General features: G+C 69.7%; 14 protein-coding genes. 8 read left to right on the plus strand and 6 right to left on the minus strand.

The features are described from left to right. Positions 1-106: 106 nt before the first annotated feature. Positions 107-1,117 (minus strand): formylglycine-generating enzyme family protein, encoded by a 1,011-nt coding sequence (locus KEG57_RS55880; protein ID WP_272426999.1) that lies wholly within the window; start codon positions 1,115-1,117, stop codon positions 107-109. Next, positions 1,114-2,064, minus strand: coding sequence for a formylglycine-generating enzyme family protein (locus KEG57_RS38670; RefSeq protein WP_272459431.1), 951 nt, complete (start codon positions 2,062-2,064; stop codon positions 1,114-1,116). Before KEG57_RS38670 ends, KEG57_RS55880 begins: the two co-directional genes overlap by 4 nt. A 247-nt stretch (positions 2,065-2,311) precedes the next feature. Here KEG57_RS38670 and uvrA point away from each other — a divergent pair, with 247 nt between their 5' ends. After that, positions 2,312-5,200 carry an excinuclease ABC subunit UvrA gene (gene uvrA, locus KEG57_RS38675; RefSeq protein WP_272427002.1) on the plus strand — a complete coding sequence of 963 codons (2,889 nt, stop codon included), beginning with the start codon at positions 2,312-2,314 and terminating at the stop codon, positions 5,198-5,200. 86 nt (positions 5,201-5,286) lie between these two features. On the opposite strand, the gene KEG57_RS38680 is transcribed toward uvrA, so the two are convergent. Further along, positions 5,287-5,649, minus strand: coding sequence for a TraR/DksA family transcriptional regulator (locus KEG57_RS38680; RefSeq protein WP_153817702.1), 363 nt, complete (start codon positions 5,647-5,649; stop codon positions 5,287-5,289). Positions 5,650-5,876: 227 nt separating this feature from the next. On the opposite strand from KEG57_RS38680, the gene KEG57_RS38685 reads away from it, so the two are divergent. Together KEG57_RS38685 and KEG57_RS38690 are read left to right on the plus strand one after the other, a co-directional pair. Beyond that, positions 5,877-6,830 carry an NUDIX hydrolase gene (locus KEG57_RS38685; RefSeq protein WP_272427003.1) on the plus strand — a complete coding sequence of 318 codons (954 nt, stop codon included), beginning with the start codon at positions 5,877-5,879 and terminating at the stop codon, positions 6,828-6,830. A gap of 61 nt (positions 6,831-6,891) precedes the next feature. Continuing rightward, entirely contained in the window at positions 6,892-7,500 is a 609-nt protein-coding gene (locus KEG57_RS38690; protein WP_272427004.1) for a response regulator, read from the plus strand. A gap of 10 nt (positions 7,501-7,510) precedes the next feature. Here KEG57_RS38690 and KEG57_RS38695 read toward each other — a convergent pair whose 3' ends face one another. After that, positions 7,511-9,448, minus strand: coding sequence for an N-acetylmuramoyl-L-alanine amidase (locus KEG57_RS38695; protein WP_272427005.1), 1,938 nt, complete (start codon positions 9,446-9,448; stop codon positions 7,511-7,513). Between KEG57_RS38695 and KEG57_RS38700 the strand changes: the two genes are divergently transcribed. The 3 genes from KEG57_RS38700 to KEG57_RS38710 all read left to right on the plus strand — a co-directional run bounded on the left by KEG57_RS38700 (position 9,435) and on the right by KEG57_RS38710 (position 12,673). Further along, complete coding sequence (locus KEG57_RS38700) at positions 9,435-9,950, plus strand: YbjN domain-containing protein (protein WP_272427006.1); 516 nt, start codon at positions 9,435-9,437, stop codon at positions 9,948-9,950. The two genes, KEG57_RS38695 and KEG57_RS38700, sit on opposite strands and share 14 nt — an antisense overlap. 78 nt (positions 9,951-10,028) lie before the next feature. Further along, positions 10,029-11,264, plus strand: coding sequence for a hypothetical protein (locus KEG57_RS38705; protein ID WP_272427007.1), 1,236 nt, complete (start codon positions 10,029-10,031; stop codon positions 11,262-11,264). Positions 11,265-11,359: 95 nt separating this feature from the next. After that, on the plus strand, positions 11,360-12,673 hold the full coding sequence (locus KEG57_RS38710) for a tetratricopeptide repeat protein (RefSeq protein WP_272427008.1): 1,314 nt from the start codon (positions 11,360-11,362) through the stop codon (positions 12,671-12,673). On the opposite strand, the gene KEG57_RS38715 is transcribed toward KEG57_RS38710, so the two are convergent. Both KEG57_RS38715 and KEG57_RS38720 read right to left on the minus strand, forming a co-directional pair. Next, entirely contained in the window at positions 12,643-13,947 is a 1,305-nt protein-coding gene (locus KEG57_RS38715; RefSeq protein ID WP_272427009.1) for an FHA and sigma-54 interaction domain-containing protein, read from the minus strand. The two genes, KEG57_RS38710 and KEG57_RS38715, sit on opposite strands and share 31 nt — an antisense overlap. Positions 13,948-14,338: 391 nt before the next feature. After that, positions 14,339-15,091 (minus strand): hypothetical protein, encoded by a 753-nt coding sequence (locus KEG57_RS38720; protein WP_272427010.1) that lies wholly within the window; start codon positions 15,089-15,091, stop codon positions 14,339-14,341. Positions 15,092-15,275: 184 nt separating this feature from the next. Between KEG57_RS38720 and KEG57_RS38725 the strand changes: the two genes are divergently transcribed. Together KEG57_RS38725 and KEG57_RS38730 are read left to right on the plus strand one after the other, a co-directional pair. Next, positions 15,276-16,439 carry a Stp1/IreP family PP2C-type Ser/Thr phosphatase gene (locus KEG57_RS38725; protein WP_272427011.1) on the plus strand — a complete coding sequence of 388 codons (1,164 nt, stop codon included), beginning with the start codon at positions 15,276-15,278 and terminating at the stop codon, positions 16,437-16,439. Further along, positions 16,439-17,581, plus strand: a complete 1,143-nt coding sequence (locus KEG57_RS38730; protein WP_272427012.1) for a S8 family serine peptidase — start codon at positions 16,439-16,441, stop codon at positions 17,579-17,581. Before KEG57_RS38725 ends, KEG57_RS38730 begins: the two co-directional genes overlap by 1 nt. The last annotated feature ends 2 nt before the right edge of the window (positions 17,582-17,583 follow it).

A 17,583-nucleotide genomic window follows, 5' to 3' on the forward strand; every position in this document is an offset into this window, starting at 1 on the left:
TGGAAGGGGAGGGCCGCGTCATCGTTCACTTTGAGCTTGCCCCCCGGAAAAAGCCGTGCGGTCCCCTCGTGCGTCCCGCCGGACCAAACCTCGAAGCATCGAACTTTCAAGGACTTTCCGGCGCAGGCTTCGAACGCTCCGGGACCTTCCGTGGCGGAAGGTTCATCCGGCCGAGCCTCGGCCGCTTGCCCGTGGGCGCAGGGCCCGCCCGCCCCCCGTCCTTCGGGTCGGCGCAGCAGCGGAAGCCGACCTGGTAGAAGCTGAACCACTCGTTGTGGGTCGAGGTGATCGGCCGGCAACGCGCGCGGATCGGCCCCCAGGAGCCGCCTTTCAAGGACGATCGGTAAGGCGCTTCGAGGCGCTTGCCCTGGGTGTTGTCGACCCACTCGTCGACGTTGCCCGTCATGTCGTGCACGCCGAAGGGGCTGACGCAGCGGTGCATCTCGCCCGACGCGACACGGCGATCGAGCCGGTCGACCTCGTCGGCGATGCGTCTGGGATCCGAGAAGGCGTCGAAGTCCGGCGGCTCGACGGGCCGGTCGATGTTGCAGGCCTCGGCGTCGCGCTCGGCACCGTACGGGTAGGGCCACATGCCTGGGCCTTCGCAGGCGAACTCCCACTCCTCGACCGTGCAGAGGCGCTTGCCCTCGACCTCGCAGGCGCGCCGCGCCTCGTTCCAGTCGGCCATGACCGCGGGCTTGACGCCTTCCATGTTGGGGTACTCGTAGACGTCGACGCAGAACCGACGGCGCTCGAGCCGGCCCTCGCAGAGGACCTCGGGTCCGAAACGCTCGCACACGTCCTTCACGTCTTCGCGATACTTCAAGCATCGATGCCCGACGAACGGGCAGTAGATGCCGTCGACGAGCACCATGCCCGGTCCACACGCCGTCGCGCTCTCCGGGCTCACCTGCACGTACGAAGGCGGCGGCGGTTTTTCCTTGGGCGTGGGCGCGGGCGGAGGAGCTGGCGGCAGAGGCTCTTCGATCGAAGCAGGCGCGGAGGCAGACGCCTGCGCCTCGCGTCGCTCGGCCGCGCGAGGCGCGAGGAGGAGCGCCGCGAGCCCGAGCGATCCCGCGAGCACGAGCGGAAAAACGACGACCTCGCGGGGCTTCACCCGTCCTCACGCTCGCGATCGATCCACGGCTTCGGCGGCGGTACCTCCACGCCGTCGATCGTGTCCGCGCAGCAGCGGAAGCCCACCTGGTAAAACGCGAACTTCGGGCCGTGCGTCTTCGTCGAGAGCCGACAGGTGTTGCGCACCGGGCCCCAGTAGCCGCCGTTCAGCGTCGAGGGCTGGTTCGTCTCGGGATCGTCGGCGAGGTTGTCGGTCCACTCATCGACGTTGCCGGACATGTCGTACGCGCCGAACGCGCTGATGCACGCGGGGTGCGATCCGATCGGATCGGCTTGCCAGAGGCGCGCGATCTCGGCCTCGCGCGTGCGCTCGTCGATCATCGCGTTCACGTCGAAGGGGATGGCCGCGCGATCGACGTTGCACGGGCTCGGCTGGCGCACGAAGCCCCACGGGTACGGCAGGCGCTTCGGTCCTTCGCAAGCGAGGGTCCACTCGGAGCGACGGCACAGACGTTTGCCCACGGACTGACAGAGTTCTTTGGCCTCAAACCAGTTCACGTAGACGCGCGGAGTCTCGCCGACGCGGTTCGGCCACTCGTGACGATCGATGCAGTACCGGCGCGGGTCTGGCTCGCCGCCGCACGGCACGCCGCGCACGTACTCGGCGCAGCCGTGGCCGAGCTCGCTCGATCGACGGCCGCAGCGGTACTCGAGCTTGGGGCAGAAGTCGCCCTCGACGAGCGCCATGTCGGCCGGGCACGCCGCGCGAACGGCCGGATCGGCGGAAAAACGATCGACCGGCGTGAACGCGGGCGCCGCGGGATCCGCGGGCATGGACGTTTCGGGCGCGCGCGGGGACGGTGCCTTCGGCGAAGACGGCGCGGGCTCGGATGCGGCACGCGCGGCCGAACGGAAGGACACGGCCGAGGTGCGCGCGACCAAAGCGAGGCCGCCGACCACGACGCCGACGCCTACCGAGATGATCACGCTCCTCGTCGTCGTACCCACGAGCTCTGCAGGGCTTCTCGATCGTCGCCCGTCATGCAAGTAGAACCGAGGAACCGCGAGGGGGAAAAATTTCGAGCGAGCAAGCGCGGCGCGGCGGCCCCGATGTCGTGAAAACGCGGGGGTCGCCCAGGGAAGCGGTTCGTCCTCGTCGGCCTTTGGGAGAGCCGGGAGGCCATGGACAACACGGGAGCCCCCGCACGATGAGCGTGCTAGGTGTCGCGAGTCCATGGATCGCCTGGTCATTCGCGGCGCTCGCCAGCACAACCTCAAGGACGTCAGCCTCTCCCTCCCGCGGGACCGCCTGGTCGTCATCACCGGCCCGAGCGGCTCGGGGAAGTCGTCGCTCGCGTTCGACACGATCTACGCCGAGGGACAGCGACGTTACGTAGAGTCCCTCTCGGCGTACGCGCGGCAGTTCCTCGAACAGCTCGCCAAGCCGGATGTGGAGTCGATCGAGGGGCTCTCGCCCGCGATCGCGATCGAGCAACGGGCGCTCGCGAAGAGCCCGCGCTCCACGGTCGGGACCGTCACGGAAATCTCGGACTACCTGCGCCTGCTCTTCGCTCGCGTCGGCACGCCGCACTGCCCGAGCTGTGGCGCGCGCATCGAGGCGCAGACGGTGCAGCAGATCGTCGACCGCATCCTCGGCCTCGGCGAAGGCGCGCGCGTCACCGTGCTCGCCCCGATCGCCCGCGCCCGCCGCGGCGAGCTGAAGCTGGAGCTCGATCGCCTCCGCCGCGAAGGTTTTGTTCGCGCGCGGATCGATGGAGAGGTCGTGGATCTCGGCGACGAGATCGTCCTCGATCGGACGAAGGCGCACGACCTCGACGTGGTGATCGACCGCATCGTGGTGAAGGAGGGCGTGAAGGGCCGGGTTACGGATTCGGTCGAGCTCGCGCTGAAGCTCGGCGAAGGGCGGCTGCTCGCGGATCCTTCGACCGAGCGCTCGCGCGCGGAGCCGATCTGGATGAGCGAGCGCTTCGCCTGCATCGCCTGCGGCATCTCGCTGCCGCCGATCGAGCCGCGGATGTTCTCGTTCAACGGCCCGCACGGCGCGTGTCCGGCGTGTGACGGCATCGGGTTCCGCACGCGGATCGATCCGGAGCGCGTCGTGCCCGATCCGAAGCGCACGCTGCGCGAGGGGGCGATCGTCGCGTGGGGGCGGCGCGGCTCGCTCGCGCTCTCGACGGAGACCGAGCGTGCGGTGAGCGCGCTCGGCGTGAACCCCGACGTGCCGTTCCGCGATCTGCCGGAGGTCGATCGGAAAGCGCTGCTCTTCGGCGCGGAAGCGACCGCAGCGAAGGGGCGGAAGAAGGCGAAGGAAGGCTACGAGGGGATCGTGCCGCGGCTCGAGCGGCAGCTCGAACAAGGCGACGGCGTGATCTCGGGCGAGGACGACGACGATCTCGACGACGACGTCGCGGGCTCCGAGGACATCGGCCGGTACGCCGTCACGCGCGTGTGCGACGTCTGCAAGGGCAAGCGCCTGCGGGCCGAGGCGCTCGCCGTGAAGATCGCGGACAAGAACATCGCCGACATCGGCACGATGGCCCTCCGCACGGTGCGCTCGTTCCTCGAGACGATCGCGCACAAGGACGGTCCGCTCCAGCCGCGCGAACGGGCGATCGCGGAGCCTCTCCTCCGCGCGGTGATCGCGCGGCTCGGCTTCCTCATCGACGTGGGCATCGACTACCTCACGCTCGATCGATCGGCGCAGACGCTCTCCGGCGGCGAGGGACAGCGCATCCGGCTGGCCACACAGATCGGCGCGGCGCTCGTGGGCGTGCTGTACGTGCTCGACGAGCCGAGCGTGGGCCTGCACGCGCGGGACAACGCGCGCCTGCTCGAAGCGCTGCGCAGGCTCGTGGATCTCGGCAACAGCGTGGTCGTGGTCGAGCACGACCGGGACGCGATCCTCGCGGCCGATCACGTGGTCGACATGGGGCCCGGGGCTGGCGTGCACGGCGGCAAGATCGTGGCCGAGGGCACGCCCGCGGAGATCGCGAAGAACCCGCACTCGGTCACCGGGCCCTGGCTCTCGGGCGACAAACACCTGCCGATCCCGACGAAGCGTCGCAAGGGCGACGGGCGCGTGATCAAACTCGTCGGCGCGCGCGCGCACAACCTCACCGGCGTCAACGTGGAGATCCCGGTCGGCGTGCTCTGCGCGGTCACGGGCGTCTCGGGCTCGGGCAAGTCGAGCCTCATCGTGGACACGCTCCTGCCCGCGGCGCGCGCCGCGCTCTACCGCACGAGCGCGCCGATCGGCGAGTGCGACGGCATCGAAGGCCTCTCGCACATCGACAAGGTCATCTCCATCGATCAGGCGCCCATCGGGCGAACGCCGCGCTCGAACCCGGCCACGTACACCGGCGTCTTCAGCTTGCTGCGCGAGATCTACGCTGGTTTGCCGGAGTCACGCGCGCGTGGCTACAAGGCCGGGCGCTTCTCGTTCAACGTGAAGGGCGGGCGCTGTGAGGCGTGTCAAGGCGATGGCGTCCTCCGCGTCGAGATGCACTTCCTGCCGGACGTGTTCGTCACGTGCGAGACGTGCGGCGGCAAGCGGTACAACCGCGAGACGCTGGAGGTGCTCTACCGCGGCATGTCGATCGCCGACGCGCTCGAGCTCACGGTGGATCAGGCGATCGAGCAGTTCGAGGCGATCCCGCGTGTGCGCGAGCGGCTCCTCGCCCTCGCGCGCGTCGGGCTCGGCTACATCCGGCTCGGACAACCCGCGACGACCATCTCCGGCGGCGAGGCGCAACGCGTCAAGCTCGCGCGTGAGCTCGCGCGCAAGGCCACGGGCCGCACGCTGTACGTCCTCGACGAACCCACGACGGGCCTGCATTTCTCGGACATCGAGGTGCTCATCGGCGCGCTGTCGAGCTTGCGCGACGCGGGCAACACGGTCGTGGTGATCGAGCACAACCTGGACGTCGTCGCGTGTAGCGACTGGGTCATCGACATGGGCCCAGAGGGAGGCGAGCGCGGCGGATTCGTCGTGGCGTGCGGGCCGCCGGAGCACGTGGCCGGCGTCCCGGAATCGCATACCGGGCGCTACCTGCGCGAGGTCCTCGAATCGGGGCGCAAGCGGCCGGGGAAGCGCTCGAAGTAAAGACAGCAGCGACGGACCTGGGGAGCGCCCCGCCCGCGCGGGGCGCGTAGGGGGTTGGGCCCGGCCCAACCCCCTCCACAAAAGGATCAGCCGTAGTCCTTCTCGGCGCGCTCCTGATCCTCTTTGCAGCGGATGCAGAGGCTCGTCTCGGGGCGGGCTTCGAGGCGCTTTTGCGCGATCTCTTCCTCGCATTCCTCGCACTGACCGAACGTTCCGTCCTCGATCTTGATGAGGGCCTTCTCGATCTTGTCGAGGAACGACTTCTCGCGGCCGCGGAGCCGGAACGTGAAGGATTGCAGATACTCGCTCGACGCAAGATCCATCTCGTCGGGGAGATCGCTCGCGTCGAGGGCCATGTCCTCACTCAGCGTCTGCTTTGCTTTCTTGACGATCTCGTCCCGCTTCGCCTCGAGCAAAGCCTTGAACTTCTTGAGCTGGGCCTTGTTCATTGTGCAATTCCCTCGACGTGTCGCCCTTCGGGTGCCCCCCGCCTCATGCAATCCGGGCACCTCGACGAAGTACGGCTAGAGACGGATGAATACCGTCCATTTCCGGCCCTCCCGTGAAGGAGGGCGCGGAAGGCTAGGCGACGGATTCCCTGACGTCAACCACGGTCGAGACCGGTCGAGATGCGTGTTTGACGACGTCCTCTCGACGTGGGACAAAACCTTCCACCTTGCTGGAATTCGACATCAACCGAAATACGAGCCAACCCCGTGATGCCGCCACCGTCGTCGTCATTCGCGACGGGGCCCAGGGACTCGAGGTCTTCTGTGTGCGGCGCCACGCGAAGTCCGCGTTCATGGGCGGGGCGCTCGTCTTTCCCGGCGGAAAGGTCGATCCGTCGGATCTCGATCCAGCCTGGGAAACCGCGGCGAGCGCCGCGGACGCGCGGGTCCTCTCGATGGCCACCGAGCAGACGAGCGCCCTCGGGCTCTGCGTCGCGGCGTGCCGGGAGACGCTCGAAGAGGGGCGGATCCTTCCGGTCACACCCGCGGCCCTGGGGCCGGAGCTCGACGCGATGGCGGCCGAGCTCGTGGCCGGGACGCGGCTCTTCGACGCGCTCGTCCGGCGCGGAAGGCGTCTTTTGGTCGACACGCTCGTGCCGTTCGCGCGGTGGGTGACGCCCGAGGCAGAGTCCCGTCGGTTTGATGCTCGTTTTTTCCTGCTCCCTTTGCCCGAGGGACAGGAGGGACGGCACGACGATCACGAGACCACGATGAGCCTCTGGGCGCGGCCTTCGGATGTCCTCGACGCCGCGGCGGAAGGGCGTTTCTTTCTCGCGCCGCCCACGTCGCGCACCCTGGAATTGCTCGCGGGCGAGCGAGACGTGCACGGTGCGCTTGCCCTCGCCAGTCGCCAGTCGCTCCTGCCGATCTGCCCGGTGTTCGTCCCGGGCGAGGGCGACGCTCCGCCTTTCATCGCTTTGCCCGGTGATCCTGCACACTCTGTGAGGGAGCGACGGGTCGCCGGGCCCAGCCGCTACGTCCTGCGTGATGGCCGTTTTGCTGCCGAGGACGCGCCCGAGTTCGGCAAAGGATTCGCTTCTCCCGATGTGCCGGGGGTCGAGACGAGCCTCGACGAGCGGGACGTTGCGACTTCGGTGGACGATGGGGGTTCGGGGACTTAGCTCCCTTTTGTCGGAGCTAACGCCCCCGAGAGAGTGGACTGGGCCGAGGAGGCCGGAAGTCATGGAAGCCAAAGAAAACACGACGCCGACCACGACCACGACGACGACGAACCAGCCGGAGCTGTTCACCGCGAGCGACGTGGCGCGGTTTTGCCAGGTGGATCTGAAGACCATCCACAACTGGGCGGACAAGGGGGAGATCCGGCACTTCCGGACGCCGGGTAGGCACCTGCGCTTCCGGAGGCTCGACGTCCTCGATTTCCTGCGGAAGTACGGCTACCCGATCCCGGAGGTGCTCCGCCTCGGCAAACCGAAGGTCGTGGCCGTCGACGACGATCCGGTTGTCCTTGCCTCGCTCCGCAAGGCGCTGAGCAAGCGCTTCGAGCTGACCACGTTCCAGGATCCGTTCGACGCGCTCGTGGCCGTCGGCAGCATCCAGCCCGACGCCATGGTCTTCGACGTCCGGATGCCCGGGCTCGACGGCGTGAAGTGTCTCGAACGGCTGCGGTCGATCGACACGACCTCCCACATCCGCTGCATCGTCTACTCGGACGCCGAGGAGATGAAGAAGAACGCGACGGAGGCCGGGGCCTACGACTTCATCAAGAAGGGCGAGGCCGCGGAGCTGCGCGACTCGCTGGAGCGGCTGATGGGCCTCGAACGGGAGTGAGGCGGGCGGATCATTTACCTTCGCGGTAGGCGCGGATCGCGTTCGCCACGGCATCGGCGAGCTTCTGCCGATAGTCGGCCGTGGCGAGGCGGGCCTCGTCGTCCGGGTTCGAGATGAACGACGTCTCGAACAGGACGGCGGGCATGTCCGCGCCGACGAGCACGAAGAAGCCCGCGGTCTTCGTGCCCTGATCCTTCGTGTCCGGCCAGCGCACGCCGAGCGACGCGAGCGCGGAGCGCTGGACCAGATCGGCGACGTGGCGCGACCGGGCCATGAGGTCGCCGACGTCGAGGTTCGACGCGATGAGCGCCATCTCCTCGTCGATGGAGCGCGCGTCGCCCTCGCCTCCGTTCTTGCGCGGACGGGAGGCGTTTTCCCGGGCCGCCACGCGCATCGCGAGGCCCTCGGGATCCCGCACGCGATCGAGCGAGAACGTCATGGGCCCGCGCGCCTGGCCGTTCTCGGACGCGTTGCAGTGGACGGAGACGAAGAGGTCCGCGTGGAACGCATTGGCCCGCGCGGTGCGGAGGTCGAGGGCGACGTACGTGTCGTCGTCGCGCGTGAGCAAGGTCTCGATGCCGAGTTCGCGCGAGACGATGGTCGCGGCGCGGTGCGCGATGTCCAGCGTGACGTCCTTCTCCTTGAGGCCCGTGGGTCCGACGGCGCCGGTGTCGTTGCCGCCGTGGCCGGGATCGAGGACGACACGACGCACCTCGCGTTTGCCCGAGGCGTCCTGTTCGTCCTTCCGAACCGGCGGGCGCGTGCTCACGTCGATGACGATGCGGAACGGGTCGGGTAGGTAGAAGACGCGGCGATAGAGGGAGGCGGCGAGGTCGAGGACGACGCGGGTGCCGCCGCCCTCCTGGGCGCCGAGGCGGACGCGACGCACGACGCCGCCGACCTCGGTTTCGCGCGGGACGCCCTTGGCGCTCGCGCGGGCGATGTCCACGAAGACACGCGCGTCCTTGCCCGCGGCGGCGTCGGCGCCGAGGGTGCCGACCTGAAAGGTGGTCGGGCCGCTCAGGTGAATGACCACGCGGCCGCCCTTCTCGGAGCCGAAGGGTTCGAGCGAGACGAGCTTCACCGGCTCCTTGGCCGCGGCCGCGTCACGCGGGGTCACGACGACCTGCCCCTCGGACGCAGCCTGGGTCGAGGTGGACGATGGAGGGGCGGACTCCGGGGAGACGGCGCCCGAGGGCGGCGGGGAGGCGGCGAAGGCCGACGGGGACGGTGCGCCGCGCGAGGCGGCCTCCGAGGCGAGGTCACCTTCCCGTTCGAGGGCGCGGAGCGCATCGGCGCGGGGGCGATACGCGGACGACATCGCGAGGGTGCGTTCGAGCGCGGCGTGGCAAGGCGTGCGCGGGGCAAGGACGGCCTGGCGGCGCGAGGCGAGGTAGGTCTCGCGGTAGGAGACGGCGGCGTCGCGGGCGAGGTCGCCGGCAAGCAGGGCGCGGCGGCGATCGGCCTCGCAGCCCTGGAGGGTGCCAGCGACGGCGCTCGCGGCGGCGGCGTAGAGCTCGAGGGCCTCGCGGGCGTCGGCTTCGGCCTGGTCGAGGCGGAAGGAGCGGGCGCGGAGGTCGGCGGCGAGCATGGCGAGGGCGGCGCCACGTTCGGTGCGGCCAGCGCGGGAGGAGGCGATGGCGACGGCGTCGGCGAGGGCCACGACCTCGGCGCGGGGCGGAAGCGCGGCGGCGGGGTCGAGGAGGGCCTGGGCGCGCTGTTCGTCGCTCGGGGGCGGCGCGGGTGTGCCCGACGTACCCGAGCCGCAGCTGAGGAGGGGCGCTCCGCACGCAAAAAGAATCGCCGCGGCGCGGAGGGCGGAGATACCATGGGAGCGCTGCACCGCGGTACGCCGGTGGACCGCGAACGACGGGGCAGCGCCCGCGGCGACCCCACGCGTCGCGGGGCCCGAGCACATCTTCCGGAGGATCCCCGTGTCCGACTCCACGCCCACCTCGATCCCTATCTACGCCGACCGGCTCTCCGGCGAGAACTTTGCCGACGCGACTGCGATGGTCAACGCGTATCTCCGCCGCTACGTCGCGAAATACCTCCCGGCGAGCGAAGCGGGTCACGAGGGGCACGTGCTCGACGACGGCGGATATGCCCACGTGCAACGCGGGGTGGTCACGATCGGGATCAACGTGCTCGAACGGCAGGGCGTTCTGATGATTTTCGCGCCCATCATGGCGGTGCCGACGCGGGGGCGGGAGGGCTTCTACCGGAAGCTCCTGGAGCTCTCGTTCGTGCGCACGAGCGACGCGGCGTTCGCGATCGACGCGGCGCGCGACGACGTGGTGGTGCGGTGCCTGCGGCGCCTGTCCGCGCTCGACTACGAGGAGTTCGAGGACATCGTGACGACCGTGGGGGACGTGGCGGACGAATGGCAGAACAAGCTCGTCGCCGAGTTCGGGGGGAACGAAAAGCCGGCCTCCGCGTTCGGCGACTGACGCCATCGGCCCAGCCTTCACGATCGACGCCGCTGCGTTGCCGCTCGCACGCGACGGGTGATACGTTCTCGTCTGGTCATGACTGTCCAAGAACCCCAAGCGAAGCCGCGAGTCCCCACGCCGGACGAGCTGGATCGGCTCGCGCTGCAGTACAAGCCGTCCTGGGAGCAAGACGATCCGAAGGCGGCGCCCGCGCCCGAGATCGCGGCGAGTCCGGTCGTGGCCCCGCCGCCGGCGCCGGCGCGCGCCGAGGCGCCCGCTCCGCCCGCGGAGAATGGTGCGGCGAAGACGAACGGGGCGGCCGCGGCCCACGTGAACGGCGCCGCGAAGGTCGACGCGCCGAAGGTCGATGAAGCAAAGGCCGAGGCGCCGAAGGCCGAGGCGCCGAAGGTCGACGAAGCCAAGGCCGAGGCGCCGAAGGTCGACGCGCCGAAGATCGACGATGCCAAGGCCGAGGCGCCGAAGGTCGACGCGCCGAAGATCGACGATGCCAAGGCCGAGGCGCCGAAGGTCGACGCGCCGAAGGTCGACGATGCCAAGGCCGAGGCGCCGATGGTCGACGCGCCGAAGGTCGATGAAGCGAAGGTCGACGCGCCGAAAGCCGACGAAGCCAAAGCAGAAGAGCCGAAGGCGGACGAGACAAACGCCGACGAAGCGAAGGTCGACGAAGCGCAGCCCGACGCGGAGAAGGCCGAAGCTGCACCCGCGCCCGCGCCCGCGCCGCCTCCCGTGGACGAAGCGAGCCTCTCGCGCATGGACGCCGCGATGGCCGACGAGCCGCCCGAGATCCCCGTGAGCGGCCCGCCGAAGGGGATTTTCGTGAAGGTCGCAGTCGCGCTCGTGGGCCTCGCCGGGCTCGCGTTCGCCGCGAAGGGCATCCTCGGCGGCTCGGACAAACCCACGCCGCCGCCCGTCACGACGAGTGCAACCGAGGCGCCGAAGCCCGCGCCGAGCCCCACGCAAAACGCAGCGCCGGTCCCTTCGCCGACGATGGAAGCGCGTCCCGTCGAGACCGTCGTCACGCCTCCCACGCCGGAGCCCCCTCCCCCGACGCCGACGGCCACCGCAACGACGGCCCCCACCAGCGAGCCCGCCGCCGCCGCGACAACACCGAAGGTCGAACCGCCGAAGGTCGAACCTCCGAAGGTCGAACCGCCGAAGGTCGAGCCGCCGAAGCCCGTCGAAACGGCTGCAGCCACCACGAAAAAACCCGCTGCATCTGCACCGACGACCGCAAAAACTGCGGCCCCCAAACCTCCCGCTACGACAGCCCCGAAGCCCGGTGGCGGCATCATCCGCGAGACGCCGTTCTGAGCGCTCGCTAATCGCTTGCCCGTGCCCTCCTCGGGGTGCGAAGAATGCCGCAACGAAGACCGCATCGCCGGCCGCCGCGATGCACCGAGGGTTCGATGAAGACACGCGCTTGCGCCACCGCCTTGTTCCTTTCGCTCACGGTCCCTGCCCTCCTCGGCGAGGCCGGGATCGCTCCCGACCTCATGGAAGCACGCGCGTTCGCGCAGGCCGACGCCGTCACCGAGGTCGCTCGTCAACGCTACGAGGACGGCGTGAAGGCGTTCGACGCCGGTCGCTTCGAGGACGCGCGCTCCGCGTTCCTGCAAGCCTACGCGCTGAAGCGTCACCCCGCCGTGCTGCTCAACCTCGGCCAGAGCGAGCTGCGCTCGAACCACCCCGAGGACGCAGGCATGCACCTGCAGCAGTTCCTCCGCGACATGCCCTCGGCCTCGCCCGATCAGAAAGCCGTCGCCGAAAAGGGCATCGCCGAGGCGAAGAAGAAGACCGGCCACATCGTGGTGATCGTCGACGCGAACGGCGCCGACGTGTCCGTCGATGGAACGAGCTACGGCAGGTCGCCGCTGCTCAACGTGATCTTCGTCAAGCCAGGCGCGCACACAGTCACCGCGACGTACGGCGGCAAGACGACGACCACGAAGGTCGACGCGAAGCAAGGCTCGGCCACCGCGGCAAACCTCGTGCTCGGCGTCGGCGGCGCTGCGACTCCGCCGCCTCCGCCGCCTCCGCCGCCGCCCCCGCCGCCGCCTCCGGCCGCGGCGCCCCCGCCCGCGACGACGACCACGACGACGACGCCCGCCGCGAACCCGTACGGGTCGCAGGCGAGCACGGGCACGCCGCCCGCAGGCGCGACGACCGCGAGCTCGGGTCTTCCGCCGATCGACGCGGGCGGGCCCACGCCCCAGGAGCCCGACACGACGACGGGCACGCGTGAGCCGTTCCTGAAGTGGTACACGCACAAGCCCCTCGCGTGGGTCGGCTCGGGCGTCGCGGTGATCGGCCTCGGTCTCGGCATCGGCTTCTCGATCGGCGCGAGCGTCGCGAGCGGGAAGGCCGATCAGCACGCCGCCGAGATCCGCACGTACGCCTCGACCGATCCGAGCACGAACTTCGGCAAGAACCCGCCCTGCGGATCGACCGAGGAGGCCGGCAGCGATCTACCGGGCTACGACCAGGCCTGCGGCGTGCTGCGCAAGGATCTCTCCGACTACGACACGAACGTCGCCGTGGCCACGACGGGCTGGGTGCTCTTCGGCGTCGGCGCGATCGGCACGGGCGTCTACGCGCTGCTCGACTGGTACCTGCCGAAGAAGAGCTCGACCACGGGTTCGAACGACGGCCCGCGTGTCCTCGCCGTCACGCCGAGCGTGTCGTCGACCTATCAAGGGCTCGGCGTCGTCGGCACGTTCTGAGACAACCTCGCCGTCGCTCCCGCGGCGCGCAGGAGGTCCCGCATCGTCGATCGCGGGACCGCCGCGCGCCGCGCCGCTTCACTCGTATTGCCACCCGCTTCCTCGAACAACCGTCGCGCATCGTCGGGACAAAGCTTGACGCGCCGTCCGCCGCGCTCCGCGAGCACCGACGTGACGTGCTCTGCCTGAATCACGCCCGGCGCACGTACGGCCGCCTGCACGATCACGTTCCGAAGCTCGCGCACGTTGCCCGGCCACTTCTCCGCACGCAGCGCCGCAAGCGCGCCAGGCGAGAGCTCACGCGGGCCGATCTCCGAGGTCGCGAAGAGGTGCATGCAAAGCGCCGCAATGTCCTCCGTGCGCTCGCGCAGCGGCGGCACGCGTACGAGACAAACCGCGAGCCGCTCGTACAGATCCGCCCGAAACCGCCGCACCGCGACCATCTGTTCGAGCGGCTCGCACGTCGCCACCACGAGCCGCACATCGACATGCGTAGTCGTCTCCGCTCCGAGCGGTCGCACGATCCCCTCCTCCACGACGCGCAAAAGCTTTGCTTGCACATCGAGCGGGAGCGCCGCGATCTCGTCGAGGAAGAGCGTGCCCTGGTGCGCCTCCCGAAATGCGCCACGTCGATCACGCAGCGCGCCCGTGAACGCGCCGCGCTGATGGCCGAAGAGCTCCGACTCCGCAAGCTCACGCGAGATGGTCGCAGCATTCAGCGCAACGAACGGTTTTCCCTTGCGCGGACTCTCCTCGTGCAGCGCACGCGCCACCAGGTCCTTGCCCGTCCCCGACTCGCCGCGGATCATCACAGGCAGTCTGAGCGGCGCAAGCCTGCGCACCGCGCCGCCGAGCCTTCGCATCGGCGCACTCCGCCCCACGAGGAGCGAAAGCGGCGCGCCCTGGTGCGTCTCCCCCGCGAGCGCACTTCCGTCGACGCGCACCACGGCATGTCCAAGCTCGACCATGCTCCCCATCGACAAAAAGGCCCGCGCGACGCGCGTGCCCGCCACGCGCATGCCGTTGCGTGATCCAAGATCGAGCACCTCGATCACGCTGCCGCGATGCACGAGCGCCGCGTGGCGCGCGCTCACCGTCCGATCGACGAGCTGCACGTTCACCCCCTCGCCCGAGCCGAGGACGATCTCCTCGCCGGGCCCGAGCCGCCAAACGCGCTCATTCCCGCCGTCATCCACGCGGATCCACACAGCGCCAAGCGCCGCCTCGCCTCCGCCAATCTCCACCGTCGTGTCCCGCGAACGTTCGTTCTTCACGAACGCTCCATCGACGCGCAGTCGTCAGCAGTTGCGAGAAAAGTTTCGAAGCGTAGCGCCGCGCCGGGGTTTCACCCCGGACCCCGACCAGGGGTTGTCCACCCCTGGACCCGGACCAGCGCAAGCGCTGGACCCGGGGTCGCTGAACTGCGCGATGCGCAGTTCAGCGAACAGGCCGAGGCAAGAGCAGCGACGCCCTTGCCAGTCAAGACCGCAGCGCAGGTGCAGCGCCACCGTCTCGGCTGGCAACGCCGCTCGTGGTCTTGCCCCGGGCCCGTCGGATAAACCGCGCATCGCGCGGTTTATCCGCCCTCGGTCCAGGCCGTGCCTGGTCCGGGGTGCAGGGGGCGGACAGCCCCCTGCTGGGGGTGCGGGGCAAAGCCCCGCGCTCTCAGAACGCCGCGGCGACCGTGGACGGAGCGCGCACCTTTCCGCCGCGGAGCGGGTCGAACGTGACGCGCAGGCCCACCTGGAAAAACCCGTACACGCTTGGCGACGTCCCCGGATCCGGGCGCAGACGGTACGAGCCGACCGTCCCCTCCAGGAACGGCCCGAAGCCGAAGACCGGGTGCGGGTAGAACGTGCCGCCGAGGGTGATCCGCGCGAAATCGATGCCCTGCGAGCGGCCGATCCCGAACGCCGGGGCGGCGCCGGTCTCGGGCGCTTCCACGAGCGAGGTGCGGAAACCTACACCGTAGCTCGCCCAGGGATCGAAGGCGATGCCTTGCGCGAGGTGGTAGACGAGGCGCATTCCCACGCCGAGCGTGCTCCCTGAGCACGTTGTGCAGGTCTCGCCGCCGCTGAGCAGGCCGTAGTTCCCTTCCAGCTCGAAGGATACGTGCCGGCTCAGACCGAAGCCGAGCCCGGCGGAGACGCCGGGCCCGCCGGAGACGAGGTCGGCGGCGGTCACGCCCGAGGCGATGCTGCCGAGGGGCACGACGTAGCCGCCCCCCACGGACAGGAGGAAGGCTCCTTTGCGCCAGTCGGGCGCGTAGGCCCTTGGGGTTCCGGCGCCTGGCTCCGGCGGCTCCTCGACCTCGGCGGCGTCGTCCTGGGCCGGATCGGGCGTCTGCGCGAGGGCGGGCAAGGGGGCCACGACGAGCGCGGCGGCGACGAACGCGCGAAGGGAGCGGGGGAGCGTCACGGCAGGGCTCTAGAACGACCACGGCCCGCGCGCAAAGCGCAAAGCGCACGGCCCTTGGGAACCTTGTTCGACCGCCGCGTATGAGCGCGCCCACGACGGAGGGGTCATGGGGGGTGGACTGCGCGGCAGACCTTACGAGGAACTAGCCGAGGACCAGGGAGCGGCCGCTATAATCGCGTGTCGCATGTCCAAGACCCAGCCGCGCCACACCCTTCGCCTCGTGGCCGCGGGCATGACCGACGTAGGCCGCCAGCGCAGGCACAACGAAGACAACGTGCTCGTGGCGCAGAGCCTCGACCTCTTCGTGGTGGCCGACGGCATGGGCGGACATTCCACGGGACACGTCGCCAGCGCCCTCACGGCGACATCGATGCAGAACTTCTTCGAGGCCACGGCGCAAGGGGAACTCCCCTTGCCCACGCCGAACGACGAAGTCGATCTGCCGCGCCCTGCCGAACGCCTCGCGCAGGCCGTGCGCAAGGCCAACCGCGACGTCTACGAGATCTCGTCGACGCACAAAGAGCACCGCGGCATGGGCTCGACGATCGTCGCGATCCACTACGACGGCGACGAGAGCTTGCACATCGCGCACGTCGGCGACAGCCGTTGCTACCGCATCCGCGGCGGCGGGATCGAACAGCTCACGCGTGATCACTCGCTCATCAACGACGCGCTCGCGCTCAAGCCCGACCTCACCGAAGACGAGCTCGCGCGTTTGCCGAAGAACGTGATCACCCGCGCGCTCGGCATGAAGGACGCGGTGAAGGTCGACGTGCAGACCGTTAAGATCGAGCCGGGCGACACCTTCCTGCTCTGCTCGGATGGTCTGAGTGGTATGATCTCCAACGAACAGATTCTCGAGGTCTTCGACCTGACGGGGGATCTGTCGGAGGCGTGCGAGCTCCTCATCGCGATGGCGAACGAGGCTGGCGGCGTCGACAACATCTCGGCGCTGCTCGTTCGTGCGGACGACGCGCCGCCGGCCTCGGAGGCGCATATCTCCGCGATGGAGGTCGACGCGCCCGAGCTTGCCGTGGAAGAGGTCGCCGCGTCGATCCCGTTCTCGCAGCGGTACCGCGACATCCAGGACACGGAGCGCGTGCGCTCGTATCGCCCGCCCCCTGGCGATCCCATCGAAGAGATGGTCGTCGGGGCCGAGCTCGACGGGCTGCGCGAGGTGATGACCCCGGACGACCTCGCGATGCTCGCGGCCGGCGGTGACATCGAGATGGATGGCCCGCGCTCGATCGACGAGATCCGCGTGGCGCGTTGCATGCGCTGCGATCACGAGCTCTACGTCGGCAACGCCTTCTGCACCGAGTGCGGCATGAAGATCGAAAGCGACTGATGCCGGGGAGCGGCCCTTCGAGCCCACGCACACGTGTCCTGCCGATCGCGGAGCGCCTCGACGCCGACACGCGTTATGCCGGGCGCGGCGTCACCATCGCGTTCCTCGACTCGGGCTTTTACGCGCATCCCGATCTTACGACGCCGTACAATCGCATCGCCGCCTACCACGACCTCTTCGCGCCGCATGCGGGGCTCGAGGCGCTCGAGCGATCGGACGTCTCGTCGTGGCACGGCATGATGACGAGCGTCGTCGCGGCGGGGAACGGCGCGCTCTCGGCGGGGCAGTTTCGCGGCCTCGCCTGGGAAGCGAACGTCGTGCTCGTGAAGGTCGGCTCTGCGCACCGCATCGTGCACGACGACATCCGCCGTGGCCTCGACTGGGTCCTCGCGAACCGTGAGCGTTATGGCATCCGCGTCCTCAACATCTCGTGCGGCGGTGACTACGAAGAGTCGTTCCTCACCGATCCGCTCTCGCGCGCGGCCGACGAGGCTTCGCGACAAGGCATCGTCGTCGTCGCGGCGGCTGGCAACGCGGGGCACCTCGCCGATCATCAGGTCTTGCCGCCTGCCAGCGCGCCGAGTGTGATCGCCGTGGGTGGGCTCGACGACGGCGGCGCGGGGCTGCAGTCGCAGCACTACCACTCGTCGTACGGCCTCACCATCGACGGCCTGCAGAAGCCCGAGATCATCGCGCCTGCGATCTGGGTCGCCGCGCCGATCCTCCCGGGCACGTCCACCGCGACCGAGGCGCGCTTGCTCGAGCGGCTCGACGATGCCCCGGACGACAAACTCTTCGATCTGCTCGCCGCGCACGCCGGCTCCAACGCCGATCTCGACGCGATCGCGGGCCGCCGCGAGCCGTACCTCGTGCGCCAGATCGTCGCGGCGAAGCTGCGCGATCGCAAGGTCCTCTCGGGCCACTACAAGCACGTCGACGGAACGAGCTTCGCGGCGCCGATCGTGGCGAGCGTGGTCGCGCAGATGCTCGAAGCGAACCCCGCGCTGCGCCCGCATCAGGTGCGGCGCATCCTCATGACGACGGCGCGCGGCACGCCGGGGATCGCGCTCGAACGGCAGGGCTGGGGTGTGGTGCAGCCGCGCGCCGCGGTGGAAGCCGCGCGCGGCGTGAGCGTGGGCTAGTT

This window comes from Polyangium jinanense (genome assembly GCF_028435365.1).